The 19,443-nt window shown below is 31.1% G+C and carries 23 protein-coding genes; 7 read left to right on the plus strand and 16 right to left on the minus strand.

The window, feature by feature from the left end; genetic code table 11:
• Position 1: 1 nt before the first annotated feature.
• The 12 genes from F754_RS0104525 to F754_RS0104580 all read right to left on the minus strand — a co-directional run bounded on the left by F754_RS0104525 (position 2) and on the right by F754_RS0104580 (position 10,644).
• A complete protein-coding gene (locus F754_RS0104525; protein WP_023648729.1) occupies positions 2–955 on the minus strand; it encodes an FAD-binding protein in 954 nt (317 codons plus the stop codon).
• Positions 955–1,704, minus strand: coding sequence for an electron transfer flavoprotein subunit beta/FixA family protein (locus F754_RS0104530; protein ID WP_023648730.1), 750 nt, complete (start codon positions 1,702–1,704; stop codon positions 955–957). Before F754_RS0104530 ends, F754_RS0104525 begins: the two co-directional genes overlap by 1 nt.
• The gene (locus F754_RS0104535) at positions 1,704–4,136 is read right to left on the minus strand and encodes an FAD-dependent oxidoreductase (RefSeq protein WP_023648731.1); all 2,433 of its coding nucleotides are present in this window, start codon (positions 4,134–4,136) and stop codon (positions 1,704–1,706) included. Before F754_RS0104535 ends, F754_RS0104530 begins: the two co-directional genes overlap by 1 nt.
• A 56-nt stretch (positions 4,137–4,192) precedes the next feature.
• The gene (locus F754_RS0104540; RefSeq protein ID WP_023648732.1) at positions 4,193–4,666 is read right to left on the minus strand and encodes a hypothetical protein; all 474 of its coding nucleotides are present in this window, start codon (positions 4,664–4,666) and stop codon (positions 4,193–4,195) included.
• Between the two features lie 106 nt (positions 4,667–4,772).
• Positions 4,773–6,383, minus strand: a complete 1,611-nt coding sequence (locus F754_RS0104545) for a membrane protein (RefSeq protein ID WP_023648733.1) — start codon at positions 6,381–6,383, stop codon at positions 4,773–4,775.
• A 7-nt stretch (positions 6,384–6,390) separates the two neighbouring features.
• Positions 6,391–6,825, minus strand: a complete 435-nt coding sequence (locus F754_RS0104550; RefSeq protein WP_023648734.1) for a CoA-binding protein — start codon at positions 6,823–6,825, stop codon at positions 6,391–6,393.
• Between the two features lie 3 nt (positions 6,826–6,828).
• Positions 6,829–7,026 carry a hypothetical protein gene (locus F754_RS0104555; RefSeq protein WP_023648735.1) on the minus strand — a complete coding sequence of 66 codons (198 nt, stop codon included), beginning with the start codon at positions 7,024–7,026 and terminating at the stop codon, positions 6,829–6,831.
• Positions 7,026–7,811, minus strand: coding sequence for an enoyl-CoA hydratase (locus F754_RS0104560; protein WP_155242598.1), 786 nt, complete (start codon positions 7,809–7,811; stop codon positions 7,026–7,028). Before F754_RS0104560 ends, F754_RS0104555 begins: the two co-directional genes overlap by 1 nt.
• A complete protein-coding gene (locus F754_RS0104565) occupies positions 7,807–8,658 on the minus strand; it encodes a hypothetical protein (protein ID WP_023648737.1) in 852 nt (283 codons plus the stop codon). Before F754_RS0104565 ends, F754_RS0104560 begins: the two co-directional genes overlap by 5 nt.
• 6 nt (positions 8,659–8,664) lie before the next feature.
• A complete protein-coding gene (locus F754_RS0104570) occupies positions 8,665–9,039 on the minus strand; it encodes a cytidyltransferase (RefSeq protein WP_023648738.1) in 375 nt (124 codons plus the stop codon).
• Positions 9,039–9,446 carry an adenylyl-sulfate kinase gene (locus F754_RS0104575; RefSeq protein ID WP_023648739.1) on the minus strand — a complete coding sequence of 136 codons (408 nt, stop codon included), beginning with the start codon at positions 9,444–9,446 and terminating at the stop codon, positions 9,039–9,041. The genes F754_RS0104570 and F754_RS0104575 overlap by 1 nt, the downstream gene beginning before the upstream one ends.
• A 4-nt stretch (positions 9,447–9,450) precedes the next feature.
• Positions 9,451–10,644, minus strand: a complete 1,194-nt coding sequence (locus F754_RS0104580; protein ID WP_023648740.1) for a Rieske 2Fe-2S domain-containing protein — start codon at positions 10,642–10,644, stop codon at positions 9,451–9,453.
• A 103-nt stretch (positions 10,645–10,747) separates the two neighbouring features.
• On the opposite strand from F754_RS0104580, the gene F754_RS0104585 reads away from it, so the two are divergent.
• The 3 genes from F754_RS0104585 (at position 10,748) to F754_RS0104600 (ending at position 13,525) form a co-directional block, all read left to right on the plus strand.
• Entirely contained in the window at positions 10,748–11,476 is a 729-nt protein-coding gene (locus tag F754_RS0104585) for a methylenetetrahydrofolate reductase (protein WP_023648741.1), read from the plus strand.
• The gene (locus tag F754_RS0104590; RefSeq protein ID WP_023648742.1) at positions 11,469–12,827 is read left to right on the plus strand and encodes a glycine cleavage system protein T; all 1,359 of its coding nucleotides are present in this window, start codon (positions 11,469–11,471) and stop codon (positions 12,825–12,827) included. The genes F754_RS0104585 and F754_RS0104590 overlap by 8 nt, the downstream gene beginning before the upstream one ends.
• A gap of 152 nt (positions 12,828–12,979) precedes the next feature.
• Positions 12,980–13,525, plus strand: coding sequence for a hypothetical protein (locus F754_RS0104600; protein ID WP_023648744.1), 546 nt, complete (start codon positions 12,980–12,982; stop codon positions 13,523–13,525).
• On the opposite strand, the gene F754_RS07795 is transcribed toward F754_RS0104600, so the two are convergent.
• Genes F754_RS07795 through F754_RS0104620 form a run of 4 tightly spaced genes read right to left on the minus strand, consistent with a single transcriptional unit; the run spans position 13,522 to position 16,925 of the window.
• The gene (locus F754_RS07795; protein WP_023648745.1) at positions 13,522–13,689 is read right to left on the minus strand and encodes a hypothetical protein; all 168 of its coding nucleotides are present in this window, start codon (positions 13,687–13,689) and stop codon (positions 13,522–13,524) included. The genes F754_RS0104600 and F754_RS07795 overlap by 4 nt on opposite strands.
• Positions 13,682–14,293 (minus strand): DUF3726 domain-containing protein, encoded by a 612-nt coding sequence (locus F754_RS0104610; RefSeq protein WP_023648746.1) that lies wholly within the window; start codon positions 14,291–14,293, stop codon positions 13,682–13,684. The genes F754_RS07795 and F754_RS0104610 overlap by 8 nt, the downstream gene beginning before the upstream one ends.
• A 2-nt stretch (positions 14,294–14,295) precedes the next feature.
• A complete protein-coding gene (locus F754_RS0104615) occupies positions 14,296–15,957 on the minus strand; it encodes a hypothetical protein (RefSeq protein ID WP_023648747.1) in 1,662 nt (553 codons plus the stop codon).
• 2 nt (positions 15,958–15,959) lie between these two features.
• Complete coding sequence (locus F754_RS0104620) at positions 15,960–16,925, minus strand: membrane dipeptidase (protein WP_023648748.1); 966 nt, start codon at positions 16,923–16,925, stop codon at positions 15,960–15,962.
• Positions 16,926–17,018: 93 nt separating this feature from the next.
• Between F754_RS0104620 and purE the strand changes: the two genes are divergently transcribed.
• The 4 genes from purE to F754_RS0104640 all read left to right on the plus strand — a co-directional run bounded on the left by purE (position 17,019) and on the right by F754_RS0104640 (position 19,338).
• Positions 17,019–17,510 (plus strand): 5-(carboxyamino)imidazole ribonucleotide mutase, encoded by a 492-nt coding sequence (gene purE, locus F754_RS0104625; RefSeq protein WP_023648749.1) that lies wholly within the window; start codon positions 17,019–17,021, stop codon positions 17,508–17,510.
• Position 17,511: 1 nt separating this feature from the next.
• A complete protein-coding gene (locus F754_RS0104630) occupies positions 17,512–18,558 on the plus strand; it encodes a 5-(carboxyamino)imidazole ribonucleotide synthase (protein ID WP_023648750.1) in 1,047 nt (348 codons plus the stop codon).
• Complete coding sequence (locus tag F754_RS0104635; RefSeq protein ID WP_023648751.1) at positions 18,559–19,017, plus strand: GNAT family N-acetyltransferase; 459 nt, start codon at positions 18,559–18,561, stop codon at positions 19,015–19,017. It abuts the gene before it with no gap.
• Between the two features lie 114 nt (positions 19,018–19,131).
• Positions 19,132–19,338 (plus strand): cold-shock protein, encoded by a 207-nt coding sequence (locus F754_RS0104640; RefSeq protein WP_008545539.1) that lies wholly within the window; start codon positions 19,132–19,134, stop codon positions 19,336–19,338.
• The last annotated feature ends 105 nt before the right edge of the window (positions 19,339–19,443 follow it).

Genomic DNA, 19,443 nt, shown 5'->3' on the forward strand with positions numbered 1-19,443 from the left:
ATTATTTTTGTATACTATTTAATTTATTTAATTCTTCTAAGAATTGAGGAAGTGCTTCAAATAAATCTGCTTCTAAACCATAATCTGCGACACTAAATATTGGTGCTTCACCATCTTTATTTATTGCGACTATAATTTTACTTTCCTTCATTCCAGCTAAATGCTGAATTGCTCCTGATATTCCAACTGCAATATATAAATCTGGAACAACAACTTTACCTGTTTGACCAACTTGATGTTCGTTACTTATGTATCCTGCATCTACTGCAGCCCTTGAAGCACCAATAGCAGCATTTAATTTATCCGCAATATCAGTTATCAATTTAAAATTTTCTCCATTTTGCATTCCTCTTCCACCAGAAACTACTACTCTGGCAGTTCCAAGTTCTGGTCTATCTGATTTAACCTCTTCCCTTTTAATAAATTTTGATGATGTGAATTCTTCAGTTGGTTCAATTTTTTCAATTGGAGCAGATCCGCCAGATGTCTCACAAGGGTCAAAAGATGTGGGTCTAATAGTTACACATTTTTTGGTGTCACTACTTTTTACTGTCGCAAATGCATTTCCCGCATAAATCGGTCTTAAAAACGTATCAGGTGAGATAACTTTTATAATATCGCTTACTTGTGATGTGTCTAAATGAGCAGCTATTCTTGGCATTAAATTTTTACCAAATGTATTTGCCGAACAAACTATATGAGTATAATTTTCAGAAACTTTTACTACTAACGGAGCAAAATTTTCTGCTAAATAATTTTCATAATGAACAGCTTCAGCATATAAAACTTTTTTTACTACTGATATTTCAGATAAAGATTTAGCAACATCTTCACAATTATTACCGATTAGTAGCACATGTACATCAGCATCAATTTGTGATGCAGCGGTAATTGCATTTAACGTAAAAGGTTTTACTTCTTTATTATTATGCTCTGCTATTAATAAAGCTGACATTAAATTACTTTTGCCTCATTTTTAAGTTTACTAACTAATTCAGCTACATTTGCTACTTTAATTCCTGCTTTTCTTTTTGGTGGTTCTTCTACTTTAATTTGCTGAACTCTAGGTGTTGTGTCAATTCCTAGATCTGAGGCATTTAAAATTTCTAAAGGTTTTTTTTTAGCCTTCATTATATTCGGTAATGATGCATATCTTGGTTCGTTTAATCTTAAGTCACACGTGACAATTGCTGGTACATTAACCTCAATTGTTTCTAAGCCTTCATCAATCTCTCTAGTTACATTTAAAACTTTATCTTTTATCTCGATTTTTGATGCAAAGGTTGCCTGAGGCCAATTTAATAACGCACTTAACATTTGACCTGTTTGATTACAATCATCATCAATTGCTTGTTTACCCATAAAAACTAAATCTGGTTTTTCTTTATCGACAATTTTTTGTAATACTTTTGCTACCGCAAGTGGTTCGACTGTTCCTTCTGTTTTAACTAAAATACCTCTATCAGCACCAACTGCTAAAGCTTTTCTTACAGTTTCTTGAGATTTTTCTTCACCAACTGTAATTGCTACAATTTCAGTTGCCTTACCTGCTTCTTTAATTTTTACAGCTTCTTCAATTGCATTATCATCAGGTGGATTGCTAGACATCTTAACATTTTCAGTAACTACACCAGACCCATCCTCTTTAACTCTTACTTGGACGTTATAATCAATTACTCTTTTAACAGCGACTAAAATTTTCATTATGCTCTCAATAAATTATTTTCTGGATCGTATGGACTCTCATCTAATATTGTAGCATCATACATTTTTCCTAAAATATCAATTTTCAATTTTTGACCTGTTGTCGCAACATTTGGTTTAACCATACCTAATGCAATTGATTTATCTAATCTAAATCCAAAATCCCCACCTGTCGCACGTCCTACTACTTTATCATTTTCATAAATTGGATTATTCCCTAAGACATCAGCATCTTCCACGTTATGTATTTCCATAGTAACAAGTTTATTTTCAAAACCTTTTTCTCTCCACTTGTTGAGTGCCTCTAGACCAATAAAATTACCTTTATTTGGATGAACAAATCTATCTAGTCCAGACTCGTACGGTGAGTATTCAATTGATAATTCAGTTCCAACTAATTTATAAGATTTTTCAACTCTTAAACTATTCATTGCTCTAATTCCATAGGGCTTAAGACCTAAGTCCGTACCAGCTTCCATTAATTTATCAAATATATGATTTTGATATTCAATTGGATGATGAAGTTCCCAACCAAGTTCTCCTACAAAGTTTACTCTCATAGCGTTAACAGGTGCATTTCCTATATTAACATTTTTTGCACTTAACCATTTAAAGTTTTCAGCAGAGAAATCATCTTTTGAAACTCTGGTCATCAACTCTCTAGCTTTTGGACCTGATACAACTAGTACACCCATGCTGTTGGTTAAATTTTCAAACTGAACAGTTCCATCAGTAGGCATCCACTTTTGAATCCAATCATGGTCTAATCTTTGATTAGCTCCTGCAGAGACTAAATAAAAACTATCTGAAGCTTCTCTCATTATCGTAAATTCAGAATGAACTCCTCCTTTAGTATTTAATGCATGACACAATCCTATTCTTCCTATTTTTTTTGGAAGCTTATTTGCTACTAAATAATCTAAAAATTCTTCAGCTCCTGGGCCTTTAATTCTACATTTAGCAAATGCAGTCATATCTAAGAGACCGACATTTTCTTTTACATTTTGACATTCTTTTTTTATAGCCTCAAACCATTTAGATCTTCTAAAGGACCAGTCATCTTTTTGTTCCATTCCATCTGTTGCAAAGAAATTAGGTCGCTCCCAACCAAATTTTTGTCCAAATACTGCGCCCAAATTCTTCATTCTATCATAACAAGGTGATGTTCTTAATTCTCTTGCAGCTCCTCTTTCTTCATCTGGATAATGAACTTTAAAAACATGATTATAAGCCTCTTCATTTTTTTCTTTTAAATAAGATTTTGTTGCATAATCACCAAATCTTCTTGGCTCAACACCAAGCATATCAATTGTTGGCTCACCATCTACAATCCATTCAGCAAGTTGCCATCCTGCACCACCTGCTGCAGTAATTCCAAAACTATGTCCTTCATTAATCCAAAAATTTTTAAGTCCCCATGCTGGACCAACAATAGGATTTCCATCAGGCGTATAACAAATAGCTCCGTTATAAACTTTCTTTACACCTACCTCCCCAAAAGCTGGAACACGATGAATGGCACCTTCTATATGTGGAGCAAGTCTATCCAAGTCTTCTTGGAATAATTCATACTCTGAATCTTTTGATGGGCCATCAACATAACAAGCTGGTGCACCATCTTCATAAGGTCCTAATATCAAGCCACCTGCTTCTTCTCTCATGTACCATCTGCTATCACTATCTCTTAATACTCCCATTTCAGGTAAGCCTTCTTTTTTTCTTTTTTGAATCTCAGGATGTGCTTCTGTAACTATATACTGATGTTCAACTGGTATAACTGGAATATCTAAACCAACCATTTTTCCAGTTTGTCTTGCAAAATTTCCTGAACAAGAAATTACATGTTCACATTCAATTGCTCCTTTGTCAGTTTCAACTATCCACCCATCTTTGTTTTGTTTAATTCCAACTACCGCAGTATTTCTATAAATTTCTGCACCTCTATTTCTTGCACCTGTTGCCATAGCTTGTGTTAAATCGGCTGGTTGAATATATCCATCTTCAGGATGTTGTATTGCTCCAAGTAAATCTGAAGTATTACATAAAGGCCAAATTTCTTTTACTTGATCTGGAGTTAAAAATTTTACATCCACACCAATTGTTTGAGCAACGCCAGCATACTGGTGATATTCATCCATTCTATCTTTTGTACTTGCTAATCGAATATTTGAAACAACACTAAATCCAACATTTTGTCCCGTCTCTTCTTCTAATTTTTTATAAAGATCGACAGCATATTTATGAAGTTGTCCTACTGAATAGCTCATATTAAACAAAGGTAGTAATCCCGCAGCATGCCAAGTAGATCCTGATGTTAATTCTTTTCTTTCAACAAGAACAGCATCTGTTAAACCTTTTTTAGCTAAATGATAAAGTGCACTAACCCCAACTACACCACCACCTACTACTACAACTTTTGTTTTTGTTTTCATTCGCGATTCCTACTAAATTTTTTGAATTAACGAAACAAAATTGTATCTGTGGATAATTAAATTGAGCTACCAAGTGGGATCGGATTTGACACCATTGTGGTCAGCCAACAGTCATTTAGAGCACCATCAAGAGTATACTTTTCGACTTGCCAATTGAACTTATGATAGATTTTATTTTTGTCTAAGAGTATGACTTCAAATTGAGCCCATTTGTCACTACTTCCAAGCTCTGTAATTGTATGACTTAGGTGATTCAGCATCATTTGATAAGAGTCCCCTTTTAACATTCTTTTAAAGTTAGGTAAGGGACCAGTGACTTTTTTGTTATTTGGATGAGCGAAGTTCCAGGTTTGCTCTATACCACTATCTTTGAATTCTAGATCGTTTTTTTGAAGCCCTGTAAGCTGGATCTTAACTACTTCAGATGGCTTAATTTGACTATTAGGTTTTAAAATCTCGGCAACAGATGAAGTTATAAAAATAGAAACAAGAATAATTATTTTAAATATTATTTGTAGTTTATTTAACATCTTTTAAAAATTTTTTTTCCACTATGATCAATGGTACTTCAAAATATCTTCTATAGACAATGTTATATATGCCACACATATAATGCACTGCTCTTTTTATTATTTATTACTCTTTAGTTTTATATTTACTATTATTGATTATGAACACAAACACAATCGGAAGAATTAAAGTTAAAAGTGTTACAATAATCAACAAGACTCCAAGTTCAGAATAGTCTGCTGTTGTTTGTATTTCACCAGAAACTTTATCTTTAACTTCTCTAGTTACAGTAAATATTTCGTTTAAGTACTTTGTTCCTAATGCACTTGCTGATAAGGCAAGATTTGTAAAAGATGCAAAAACTGCAAAAAAAGTTGCTTTTAAATGTGATGGAGCATTTTTTGCTATCCAAGCAAGCAGTGGTATCATTGATACTTGGCCAAGCGGAGACTCTAATGCCGTGTTAATTAATGCAATAAACTTCGCATCGACTACTCCCCCTGTTAATGAAGATGTCCAATTATGAAAACCATAATACATTCCAACACTTGGTAAAAACAAAATTGCACCCGCAATACTTAAGACAAGAATTATTTTAGCAATTGAATTATTTGCCATAAATGGCCTTAACAAAACAATACCAGCCAATGTTAAAATTGATGCAAGCAACGATAGAATAGAAAAAAATTGCTCATTAAATCCCAAAACATCAATTTCAAACCATGTTAAACCTGGGCCAGGACCTGGCATAGCCCTAAATACAAAAATAATTACCGCTGTGCCCACGATAGTTAATCGCAATTCTTCAGGTAATTCTTTAATTAGTTTAAACATTAAAAACAAAATAATTATTACAGAGCCTATAAAAACAATTTCTTGTGCAAATGGTACATTGAAAGAACCAACTGATAACGTGAAAATAACAAAAACTAAGCTTCCCCCTAAAATCCACCAATTAATTTCTGTTTTTTTAGAACCTCTCTCTTCCTTAAATTCTAAACCTTTAGATTTTAAGCCCTGTATTTTTTTATTTCTTAAATATTTTGCTAAAATTACTCCTAAGATAGAAACTAAAGGTATTACAAGAGCGTAAATATAGATAGTTCCATATAAAATTATTTTATCAGCCTGCTCTAAACTTTCTACATTTCTAAACAAAACTACGTTAACTAATGCAACAAGGACAGTGCCACCAATAATAGCAAACCTTCCTAGTGTTTGCATTGTTGTGTGCATTATTTTTATTTGATCTTTAGAGTAATCTTTTCCTGTTTCGTCAATTAAAGGAACAGCTTCGACCGTCATGGCATCAGCTACAACATCTTGAACAACATAGCCAACTGGAGCTAAAATTACACTTATTACAAACCATGTCTCAACAGAAAATACTTCGGACATATCCTCTGTATGAATAATTAGTCCATACATAATGAGTAAACTTAGAGCGATCAATGAAGCTCCAAAATACACCATATAATTTTTTTTCTTCCAAATTAGATCTACTAAATGCCCTAAAGGCATTTTTAATGCCCAGGGTATCCCAGCCCAAAACCCTAATCCTGCAAGGAATGCAGCTGATAAATTTAAATAATCTTTAACAAAAAAAGTACCAACAATACCGGTTAAACCGGAAATACCTGCAGCCATATAAACCATTAATGGAGGTAAATAGGTCCATTTAAACTCACGTCCTAGATCTAAAAAAGTACTATCTAAAAACTTTAATAATTTATTCATAATTTATTTAATTACTCAATACTGGGAAAGCCTGTCTTTTTTTTAAAAAAAATTTTTGAAACTCCATTTTGGTACATTTGTTTTCAATATAATTAATATTGTTTTTATCCATTAATTTTTTTGACTCTTCATCTCTAATACCTAGTTGAAGCCACAAAACTTTTGCACCAATTTTTACTGTATCTTTTGCTATTTCATACGCTTCTTTTGAAGGCCTAAAAACATCTACTATCTCAACAGGTTCTTTAATATCAGTTATTTTTTCGTAAACTTCTTCTCCTAAGATTTTTTCACCTTTTGCTCTTGGATTAACTGGGATAACTTTAAATCCATATTTTTGCATATATTTCATAACTATTGTTGATGGTTTAGTGAGATCTTTACTAACTCCTATCATCGCAATAGTTTTATATTTAGATAAGATTTCTTTTATATCTGACATGAACTATTTATTTCTTTTAATCTGATCTTCGCAAAATTTTCGAGCTTCTTCTAAATCTGTAATTTTAGACTCTGATAATTTCTGACTACCAGCAAGACATGCATCAACGGCTCTTTTAAAATTATGATCATTGAAACTTAAAACGAAGATCATTGCTAAAATGATGAAGATGATAATTAGAATATTTTTTTTATTTATCATTATTTATTTTTCCATTTAGGTTTTCTTTTATCTAAAAAGGCTGAGATCCCCTCTTTTGCGTCCATTGACATCATATTTATTGTCATCATTTTACTAGTATATGCATATGCTTTTTTTAAAGGCATTTCTAATTGTTTGTAAAAAGCTTGTTTGCCAATTTTAATTGTTAAATTTGATTTTGATGCAATAACCCTTGCAACTTTTAATACTTCGTTATCTAACTTAGATTTTGAAAAATAATCATTAATTAATCCAATTTCTTTTGCATATTTTGCTTTAATGGGTTCTCCAGTTAGCAACATTTTCATCATTGGTTTTCTGTTAATTTTTCTACTAACAGCAACCATTGGAGTGCTACAAAATAATCCTATATTAACTCCAGGAGTAGCAAAAAAAGTGTCATTTGTGCTGTAAGCTAAATCACAACTTGCAACTAATTGACATCCAGCAGCAAACGCAGCTCCATGAACTTTTGCAATTACTGGTTTTCTTCCTTCAACAATTTGAAGCATTACTTTTGAACAAAGATTAAATAATTTTTGATATTTTTCTTTTTTATTTAATCCCCTTACCTCTTTCAAATTATGTCCAGCACTAAACCCTTTACCAGCACCTTCTAAAATAATTACTTTTATTTTTTTATCTAAATCAAGTTTTTTAAAAGCATTAAGTAAATCAGTTAAATTTTTAAAAGATAATGAGTTATATGTTTTTTGTTCATCAATTATAATTGATGAAATTTCATTAGTTATTTTCTTTATTTTAATATTGCTTGTCATATTAATCTGCAAGACCATCTGATCTAGCTTGATTTCTTTCTATATGAATTGGTAATACTTTTCCATAGATAGCTTCTGAATGCTCTGGAGTATTTACTCTCCATGGATCTAACACATAAGCTGGAATACAAAGATATCTTGAATTATTTCCTTTTACCTTAGTTACTCTATGCATCGTAAACCTTCCTTTAAATATCTGTAAATCACCAGGTTCTAATTTTAGCTGCCTAACTTTCGTTCTATCACCATCTAAAACTTTCTTAACTTCATCAAAATTTTCATTTCCAGGCTCTCTAATAAAAGGACAGTATTCAAAAATTCCACCCTCATCAGGTTTTTGTATCATTATACTAAGTGTAAATTCACAACTGTCAAAATGCCAAGGCAGAATACCTTCTGGTCTCATTACGTTATATGCATGACAAGCTAATGGGTCTGCCCATCTATATATTGGTGAAATACCCAAACATGCTGATACAAATTTTAAAAGCTCTTCTTGCTCATACAAAAATTTCATTTCGGATTCTATATCGAATAAATCTGAGTTTAAATATCCGTTATCTCTCTTCATAAAAGTTCTTTTAGGATGGTTTGATGATAATGAGGTATCATCTTTTGAGTTAAGATATGGATTAATACTTTTTTTAGACATAAAAACTTTATCAATTTGTTTTTCTAATTCAAAATTCATAGTTTCAATTGATTTTGGTAAAATGAAATTTGGAATAGTAGAGCAACTAAATTGATCTAAATCGTCTTTACATTTTTTAATTAATTTTTTTATCTTATTAGAAGATAAATTGTGAATGGGATAATTTTCTAAATCTACAATAGTTTTTAATCTATCGTTCATTAAAATTTATTTTAATTTTCCTTCTTCTCTCATCTTGGCTCTAATTTTAGTGGCAGAAATTTCTTGAATTTCTTTTGATAATTCAATTTCTTCAATTTTATATCCAACACCTCGTCCATAACAAATGTTTGTTATATTTGGCACTAGTATTACTTTAAATTGACCTTCAAACTCTGGGTTTAATCTTTCTTCAATATTTTTCTTAACTGTCTCAAAATCAAAAGGATTATCATCAACCCCTTGTACATCTCTGATTTGAATACAAACTTGACCTGTTTTTTTAATAATCTCCTTAAATAAAGTGTAATGACCGTCATGAAATGGTTGCCATCTTCCTAACATTTGTGCAGTTGGTTTTTTGTTATCCCATTCGTAGGCCATTATTTTATCTCCTTTATTATTTTTTGTGACCAGTTTTTAGCATCTTGTGTAGTGACATGATAGTCAAACTTGTCTGGATCGACAAACATCTTGTTTGTATCATCAAATCTTCCTTCTTTGATAGTATCAACCCAAATTATGAAATCTGCAGGAAACAAAGCTCTTGCTTCAGGTGTTGGACAGATAAAATCTGCTACAACATTATTTCCATCTTCTTTCAATTTTAATGCAAAATCTGCCATTCTTTTTGCCTGTCTTTTTCTTCCTTCATAAGAAAAATCCCAATCATTTGCTTCTTTTCTAACCTCATCTGCATTTAATCTTTTAGCATTAAGTAATGGAGCTAATTCCCCAGCTAATGTTGTTTTTCCTGAACCTGGCAGACCCATTATTAAAATAATTTTCATTTTTTTATAATAAACTATTTGCTACCCATTTATGGAATTGATGTGTTGGTTGATCCATAACTGGTGAAAAGTTTCCTCCATTATAAGCAGGTGAACCTCTTCCTTCCTGCATTCCTTCAACTGCATTTATATCTTCACGCATAACATCTTTCCAAAATCTTGAATTTTCTTTTCTTAATTCCTTAAGCTCTTCACTGTTAGCACTTTCGTCACCAACATAATAAATTTGCATATGTTCTTTTGTTTGATTAGTTGCAAGTGGTTCCAGCCAAAAAACATAAAAATGATCTAAGTGTAAACCAATCATTACATTAGGAAATAAAGCAACATATTCAGAATTTTTTAAAGATTTTTTTTCCCAATTCTTAAAAGTTTCAAATTTTCTATTTCCTATTACAGGTTGTTCGTATTTTTTACTTCCTTGTCCTGCAAACCGATTTGGTAAACCTTGAATGTGATAATGGTCACTAATATTTGAAACTTTGTTTAATTCAGGATGAATAGTTGGTAAATGATAACTTTCACAATAATTTTCTATAGCGAATTTCCAATTGCTTTCGACCTCTAAATCAAAAGAACCATAATCTTTTGAATGAACTAGTAATTTTTGATCATCCCGATCAATGAATTTAGACCATCTTTGTTCAAGTGGTTTGATATAATCTTCAAATTCAATTTCATTGGAATTAATATTAACAAAAATTATATCCATCCATACTTTAGATCTTACCTCTTTCAAATTACTCTGATTCTTTTTAAATTGATCTGATGTATGCTTATCTAAGCCTCCTATATGAGGGGTAGCCACCAAATATCCTTTAAAGTCATATGACCATGAATGATAAGGGCATCTTATTACATTTTTCAAAGTACATGGTTTGTCCAATAATTTGAAGCCTCTATGACTGCAGACATTATGAAACACTCTTATTTTAAGATCTTTGTCTCTAACAATCATTAAAGGAATCCCGAGCAGATTGTATGGTTTTGCATCTCCAGCTCTAGGTATGGAGCTACCAACTCCTATAACTGACCATTTATCAGAAAAAATCTTATTTCTTTCATATTCTAAATAATTTTCGCTAGTGTAACACTCGTTTGGTAGTCCATTTGCACTTTCAATGGGTTTAATTACATTCATCAATTTCTTGATATCTAGGATCTCTGAGAGAGATTTGTTTTTCTTATTTTGGTCCACAAAAAAAATTACCATGGACATAATTTTTGGCAACAAATTTCAATTTTGAGCCGTGTTGAATTTCTTTGACAGCTTTTTTAAAAAGGATAATGATCTGAAAAAAATGAATTTTTCACTGGAAATTGGTCCTCATACCGACCTTGAAACTTTACCTTCTGTTAAGGACGTTTACGTTACAATGTTACCTGGTGGAGATTATAAAGATACTGCTGACAAGTCAGGTGATCTTGTAAAAAAAGGTTTTAATCCTGTTCCACACTTTCCAGCTAGATCAATTAACAATGAAGAAGAATTAAAAGAATATGTCTCAAGATGTAAAGATCAAGGTGTTAAGCAAGCTTTAGTAATTGGTGGAAGTAGAGATCCAATTGGTAAGTTTGATAGCTCTTATCAAATTTTAGAAACAGGTTTTTTTGACGGAATTAAAATTGGTATTGCGGGCCATCCAGAAGGAAGTCCTGATATACCAGAACAAAATTTAGAAAAAGCAATGGTAGATAAGAAGCCTTATGCTGATTACATAGTAACACAATGGTTATTAGATAGTCAGCCTATTGTTGATTTCATTTCTAAACAAAGCGTACCAGTGCATGTTGGAATTACTGGGCCAATGAAAATATCTAGCTTAATAAAATTTGCTAATATTGTCGGAGCGAAAAATTCCATTAACTTTCTTAAATCTAATTTTACTAAGGCGTTAGATTTATTGAAACCTAAAGACCCTAATGATTTAATTGGGAAAGTTAAATCACATACTGATAACTTCCACATTTATACATTCGGCGGCTTGAAGGAAACTAACAAGTGGTTGAAGGAGAATAGTTATGTCTAATGAATTTGACTATACTAAGCTAAAACATGTTACTTCAGTAGATCAATCAGATCGTGCAGTACCATATAATTTAAGACAAAGTGGGCCAACCAAAGTTGAAATGCTTATCTCAACAAGAGTAAGAAAATCACCTTATTGGCATTTATCAATGCAGGCAGGTTGTTGGAGAGCAACTGTATACAATCGTATTTATCACCCAAGAGGCTATGTAAAACCAGAAGATGGTGGAGCAATGGTTGAGTATGATGCAATTGTAAATCACGTTACTATGTGGAACGTTGCTGTTGAAAGACAAATTAGAGTTAAGGGTCCGGATGCAGAAAAATTTACTGACTATGTAATAACTAGAGATGCTACAAAAATTTCTCCTATGAGAGCAAGATATGTAATCTTGTGTAACGCTTATGGTGGAGTTTTAAACGATCCAATTCTTCTAAGAATTTCTGAAGATGAGTTTTGGTTTTCTTTATCAGACTCTGATATTGGTATGTACCTTCAGGGTGTAAACGCTGATGGAAGATTTGACTGTACTATTGAAGAGATTGATGTGAGTCCAGTACAAATACAAGGACCAAAATCAAAAGCTTTAATGAAGGATCTTTGTGGTGATCAAGTTGATTTTGACAATATGCCTTTCTACGGTTTAGCAGAAGTTAAAGTAGGTGGAAGAAGTTGTGTAATTTCTCAATCTGGTTTCTCAGGAGAAGCTGGGTATGAAATTTACCTAAGAGATTCTACTTTATATGCTGAGGATATGTGGAATGCAGTTCTTGAAGCAGGTAAAAAACATAGCCTTATGGTTATTGCTCCTGCTCACCATAGAAGAATTCAAGCAGGAATTCTTTCATGGGGTCAAGATATGGATGCTCAACATAATCCATTTCAGTGTAACCTAGGTTATCAAGTTTCATTATCTGGAAAAGGTGAATGGGCTAAAAAAGGTGACTATGTAGGTAAAGCAGCATTAGAAAAAATGGGTGCCGAACTTAAAGATGGTAAAAAACCTTATAAGCTACAATTGGTTGGACTTGAATTAGGTGGAAAACCAATCGAGGAGTATGCTCCTGATTTTTGGCTAGTGTCACCTGAGAGTGGTGGAGATCCAGTAGGATTTATTACTTCTCCTTGGTATCACCCAGAAAAAAAACAAAACATTGCAATGGGATATGTGCCATTTGATGGAACATTGAACTCAAATGGATTTCCAAAAGGTAAGGTTGGAACAAAATATAAAGTTCATTTACCAGAAAAATACTCTGACACACCAGGAACACCTGTTGATGCGGTAGTAGTGGATATTCCTTTCAAAGAGTCTTTCAACGCAAATACAAGAGAGGTTGTTAAAGGCTAAATTTATTTTGGGGGAGCCTATTAAAGCTCCCCCATTTTTTCAATGAGTAAAGGTTTTTTAATCGTAATTTGCATTATCATTGCGATTGCTTTAATAATATTTCCATTATTAGTTTCATATAGAGCTCAAAAAAATAGAAAAGATAAGAATTAATGTTTGGTGAATTTTTAAATATAGTTTTTAAGTCAATTAAACTTGATAAATCTCTATATACAGATAATAAAAACTTTGGTGAAGCTTCAGTTTATTTTGCTGGACTTATAATGATCTTGGATGGAATTGCAGGTGCTGTAGCTGCAAATACAGTTATTAAAACTGCAGTAGCAATGTCTGGACTTACATCGATATTGACATGGTTAGTGTGGGGAGTCTTTATTTATGTAATAGGTGTTAAACTTTTTCCAGACAAAAATACAAAAGTTCCTTTTAAAAAAGTGTTAACTGCTGTCGGCTTTGCTCATGCTCCAGGTTTGTTAAGATTTTTTGCAGTAACACCAAACATGATGATCCCAATAATATTTCTTACACAATTTTGGATTTTTGCAGGGTTAATCATCTCTACAAAACAAGTATTAGGTTTGAAATCCAATATTAAATCTTTTGGAATTGTATTTTTGTCATTCTTGATAATCGCATTTTTATCTATTTCTTTTGTAATGAGTAGAATGAATATGTTGCCTGTTAATCAAATCAGCTAAATTGGAAAAATAGTTTTAGAAACTCTACAAGAAGAACATAATTTATAACTAGTTAAAATTAAATTTTGTGAAACACTCTCGTCCTCTTTCTTGCACTCATCACATATATTATTTAATTCTCTGATAATTTCTTCATCATATTTATCCTCTAAATTATCAGTCATTATCCGTAAGTCCTGCACCAGCTGCACCTTGTTTTAAACTATCACTTTCCTCGACAAAAGTATCTTCTGCTAATTTATAAAGACTATTCCAATCTGATGCACTAAAGTTATCGTTATTATTAATAAATTTAATATTAATTTCGTTAACAAATTTAGGAATTTCTTTGTTCAATAAATTAGAAGAAATATTCACATTTAAATTAAGTAAAATTTCATTCTGATCAAATGTAACATGTATTTTTTTTCCACTAATTTCTGAAGCTCTACTCAAGAATGATAAAAAAAGGACTGGGTATGCAATTTTTTTAAATTTAATTGTTTTAAAATTTTCTACTGATTTAATTTGGTCTAAAAAACTAATACCAAGTATAATTGGACAATAAGCTTCTAATGTAGCCTCATTTGACTCATAAATTAAATTTAAATCTTCAAATTTTTTTGTGGTTCTATCTTTATAATATTGATTTAAATTTTTAATTCCTTGTAACCCAAACAACTCTAGCTGACGGATTGATTTTCCAACTTCTTCAGAGTTACCCCATGAAAAACCAACTGCTCTACTTGCTCTTTTTACTGCAGTTTCAATTTCACTCAAAGATCTCATTATTAATTTATTGTTTTATATACCCATTGCTCATCATAATTTTTTAATTCACTTGGCAATGGTGCGCCTTGGAACATGCAAATTCTTAACCATTTATCTGATCTTGGATCAAACTTTAATGCACCAAAAAAAGATAATTTAAGTCTAAGCATATCTATTGGCACAATACTTTTGCTGATTGTATTGTCTTGAATTTCAGAATAAGGAAATTTTTCAATAATAAATGCTCTTCTTACAACATGTCTTAGTTCTGAATTGAACGTTAAAAATTCAGCAATAGTTAAATTGTCTTTTAAAGACAATAGTTTTTCGTATAATTTTTTAATGTCTCTTGCAATTGCAAGTGGTTGTTCAAGTTCAGATCCGTGCTCTTCAAACCTATCTGCTAATCTAGGCTCCTCTTTATTTTTAGATATAAACCAAAAATTTTGACAATTTTCCTTTTGATCAAAATTTATTTTTAAAATATTTGAATACCTAGTTTCAATAATGTTTTTTAATTCATTGGTTGTTCGATTGGTTGGAATATTGAAATACTTGTCTTCATCAGAGCTCATATTTGCAACTAAAGGCTCTGTTATATCATTGTAAGGTTCCATCATTATGGAAACAATATATTCTATACATTCGTCACATGATTTTTTTTCTAACCACAAATATATTTCATTAAAAGGATACTCAATTTTAAAATCAAAATCATTTTCAATAAATCTTATAAATTGTTCAACATCCTTTAATAATGATTTTATCTTAGATTGTTGATACTCACTATCTGTATTCCAGCTTGTAATATTTTTTAAAGATTTTTTTAAACAATCTTTAAAAAGGTCACTTTCTTCTGTCTTTACAACTTTTATTTCTCTAATTTTTTTTAAAGCTGTTTCTCTACTAAGTATCCAATTATTTAATAATGTTGGGTGATTAACGATAAAAGGAGCCATACCAAGGCCAGTCGAATTTCCAATGCCTAAATTTTTGCAAATTTGTTTGTCTAATTTGACTGCTTTTTTAGGGTTTTTATGATGAGCTACATGATTGACCTGATCAAAAGTAAATTGTCTAACTAGATACACCAACATCATTTCTAATCTAAAAGGACCATTAATTTCCTCTCTGTTTTTAATTCTAAACCTGTCAGCAAGTCCAAATTTTCCAGACCCATATACTGCTGTAGTTCTATATAAATAACCAACTTTTAATAGCAAATTCAAATCAGGCTGATTACCTTCACTTAAACTTTCTACAACATGATTGAAAACTCTTACAGATTTATTGGCTCTTGATAAAGTTAACTCTTTAAATGAAAGTCTACCAATCTCCTGTTTTGGAACCTCATCTTTTAATCTTTTAATATCCTCTGAACTTGGAATACCATCATGTAATGTAAACGCTGCATCCCATTTAGTAGCTATAACTCTATCAGATCTCTCGTCATCTTTAATTTGATTAGCAAAACAAACTAATGAATAAACTCTATCTTTTTTTTTAAATGAATAAACTGCCTCTCCATACCCGTTTTGATCAAGATTAAATAAATCTCTTTTATAATCCCAATCTTTAAACTCACTTAAAAAACTTCTTAAAAACGATAATTTTGACTGATGAAACGACCCCAATCTTGATAACTTCATTATTACATTTGGATCTCTTAACTCTATTTTCATAATTAGATTGATTTATAAAAATTATACCAGTTATTTCCTAGTATTCCTTGTGTCTCACTATCCGAAAAACCTACTTTTTTTAGGCCAGTTTCGATATTTGCAAACCCTCTAGCATCTTTGAACCATTCTGGTTGTTTAGGAAAACCAGGTTTGTTTTTAGATCCTTCTCCATAATTTTTACTTTTAGACCAAGAGCCATTTCTCATCCATTCAACAACAGTGTCGGGTTGATCTAAACAAAGATCTGAACCAATGCCAATATTTTTTAGGTCCATAACCTCAGCTGTTCTAGCGATCATCTCACAAAAACTCTCAATTGTGCAATTAGTGTTATCTTTTAAATGATGAGGATATAAGGATAAACCCAACATGCCGCCACTTTCACTTAATGTTTTTAAAAGTTCACTAGATTTATTTCTTTTTGCTGGATGCCAAAATGTGGGATTTGCATGGGTGATTGCTATTGGTTTTTCACTTAATTCAATGGCATCAAACGTACTTTTTTCTGCTGAGTGAGACATGTCAACAACTACACCTACTCTATTCATTTCTTTTATTACTTCACGACCAAAATTTGTAACTCCACTATCAATTTTTTCATAGCAACCTGTTGCTAGCAATGATTGATTGTTGTAAGTGAGTTGCATAAATCTGCACCCTAGGTCATGTACTTTTTCAACTAAATTAATGTCATCCTCAATTGGAGAACAGTTTTGAAAGCCAAAAAAGATTGCTGTTTTTTTTTCAGAATTTGCTTTTTCAATATCTTTATGGTCTTTTCCAAGGAATATTAAATCAGAGTTTTCAAAAAAAAGTATTTCCCATTTTTTAATTTCTTCTAAAAGTTCATGATAATCCTCATGATAAACTATCGTTACATGAACCGCATCAAGTCCAGCAGCTCTATTATATTCAAAAATTTTTCTAGACCAATTACAGTATTGTAAATTATCAATTTTAAAATTCATATTATAAGTAACTTTAATCAAAATGATTTTTAAATACTATTAATTTTATTGAAATTTTGAGTTAATTTTGAAATAAGACTTTTAGTATTTTTCATGAAAAAAAATAAACCTTTAAAAGTTTCAATAGTAATGGGTAGTCAATCTGACTATAAAACCATGCAACTAACTGAAAAAACTCTTAAAAAAATTGGAGTTTCTTTTGAAACAAAAATTATATCAGCACACAGAACTCCTAAAAAAATGTATGAGTTTGCGACCACATCTATAAAAAATAATATTGGTGTTATTGTTGCTGGTGCAGGTGGATCTGCTCACTTACCAGGAATGATTGCTGCGTTGACACCTTTGCCAGTATTGGGTGTGCCGATAGAAAGCAAAAAACTTAAAGGACTAGACAGCCTTCTGTCTATTGCTCAAATGCCAAAAGGTATTCCTGTTGGCACACTTGCTATAGGTGAAGATGGAGCAATTAATGCAGCTTTATTGGCAGCTTCAATTATTGCAAACACTAATCCTGCTATAAAAAAAAAGTTAAATAACTTTAGATTGTTGCAAACTAAATCTGTTAAAAAAAAACCTAGATAGAATGTCAGATATAACTCTTGGTATTATTGGGGGTGGCCAACTTGGCAGTATGCTTGCTATTTCAGCAAAAAAATTAAATATTAAAACTGTTATTTATTGTGATGATACAGATGCTCCAGCTCAAAATTTTTGCAATAAATTTATTTCAGGTAATTACAATGATAAGGAAAAGATTACTAAATTTGTAAATCTAGTAGATTTTGTCACTTATGAATTTGAAAATATTCCATTTGAAACATTAAGTGAAATAAATAAATTAAAACCTGTTTTACCCAAACCCTCGGTAAATAGACTGATCCAACATAGATTGGCAGAAAAAGATTTTGTTAATAAATTGAATATTAGAACGACAAGGTATGCTTCTGTAGAAACCGAGTCTGAAATTGAAGCGCTTAAAGATCTTTTACCTGGTATTTTAAAAACAACTACACTTGGTTATGATGGTAAAGGACAGTATCCTATAAATTCGATTGAAGAATTTAATTCATTAAATATCGATTTTTCTAAAGGTTATATATTAGAAAAACTAGTTAAATTAAAAAAAGAGATTTCGATTATCATTACAAGATTTAATAATCAAAAATATGAAATTTACGAGCCCATAGAAAATAAACATGAAGATCAAATATTGAAATTTTCAAAAATACCTGCAGAGATTGATTCAAAAATCTTTGATCAATCTAAGGATTGGGCTATGTCAATTGCTGAAGAGCTTAAGTACGTTGGAACACTGTGTGTAGAATTCTTTATTGATAGAAATGATAATTTATATGTTAATGAAATAGCTCCAAGAGTTCATAATTCTGGCCATCTAACAATTAATGCCTACAACGTAAGTCAATTTGAAAATCATGTAAGAGCTGTATGTGGTTTAGAACAAGTACCATTAAAAAAAATATCTAATGCAACAATGGTTAATTTAATTGGTGATCAAATTTCTGAGTATAGAAAATTGTCTAAATTTAAAGAAAATGAATTCTTTTTCGATTATCTCAAAAAAGAGATTAAGAAAAAAAGAAAAATGGGTCACATTACAACTTTAATATAAATGTTAAAATCAGTAGAAGGTAATTTTAATAATCCTGAAGTGCACGAACTGCTCACAAAACATTTTATTGAGTTAAGAGCTGCCTCTCCAGAGGGAAGTGCTCATGTATTAGACATTCCAGGATTAAAAGATAAATCAATAAAATTTTGGAGTTTATGGCAAAATAATATGCTTATGGGCTGTGGTGCTTTAAAATTTTTAGACAAACAACATGGAGAGTTTAAATCAATAAGAATTCATGATAATTTTAGAAGAATGGGAAACGGAATAAGTGTAATAAACCACTTAATTAATGAGGCAAAAAAACTTAATATTAAAAAATTAAGTATTGAAACTGGATCAGGTAATTTTTTTAAGCCTGCTAGAAAATTATTTCAACAATGTGGTTTTGACTTATGTGGTCCATTCGCTCACTATAAAGAGGATATAAACTCTGTTTATTTCACAATGATGCTATAAAAAATAAGTAATATTCAATCAATTTAGTTGACAAAACCCTAATAATTCTAAACAAAGCCAGAATTACTTAATTATAAGTAATAAATTAATACAACGAAAAGTAAGAAGAAAAATATGAGTCTACAAGGAAAAGTAAAATGGTTCAATCCAACTAAAGGTTTTGGTTTTATTGAAAGAGAAGACAAAGAAAAAGATGTGTTTGTACATGTTTCAGCAGTAAGAGATGCTGGTATGAACGGTTTAGATGAGGGTCAAGCTTTGACTTTCGATGTTGAAGATGGTCCTAAAGGTCCTTCAGCAGTTAACTTAAAAACTGCATAATATTCACACTTTCTATTGGCTGAAATAATTAATTTTAAAACAAGAGTTTTAGATAATTTATTTTAGCCAATACCAAAAACTAAAATCAATCTTTAAACACAATTT

Origin of the sequence: Candidatus Pelagibacter ubique HTCC8051, assembly GCF_000472605.1 — a bacterium.
GTDB classification, from domain to species: Bacteria; Pseudomonadota; Alphaproteobacteria; order Pelagibacterales; family Pelagibacteraceae; genus Pelagibacter; species Pelagibacter communis_B.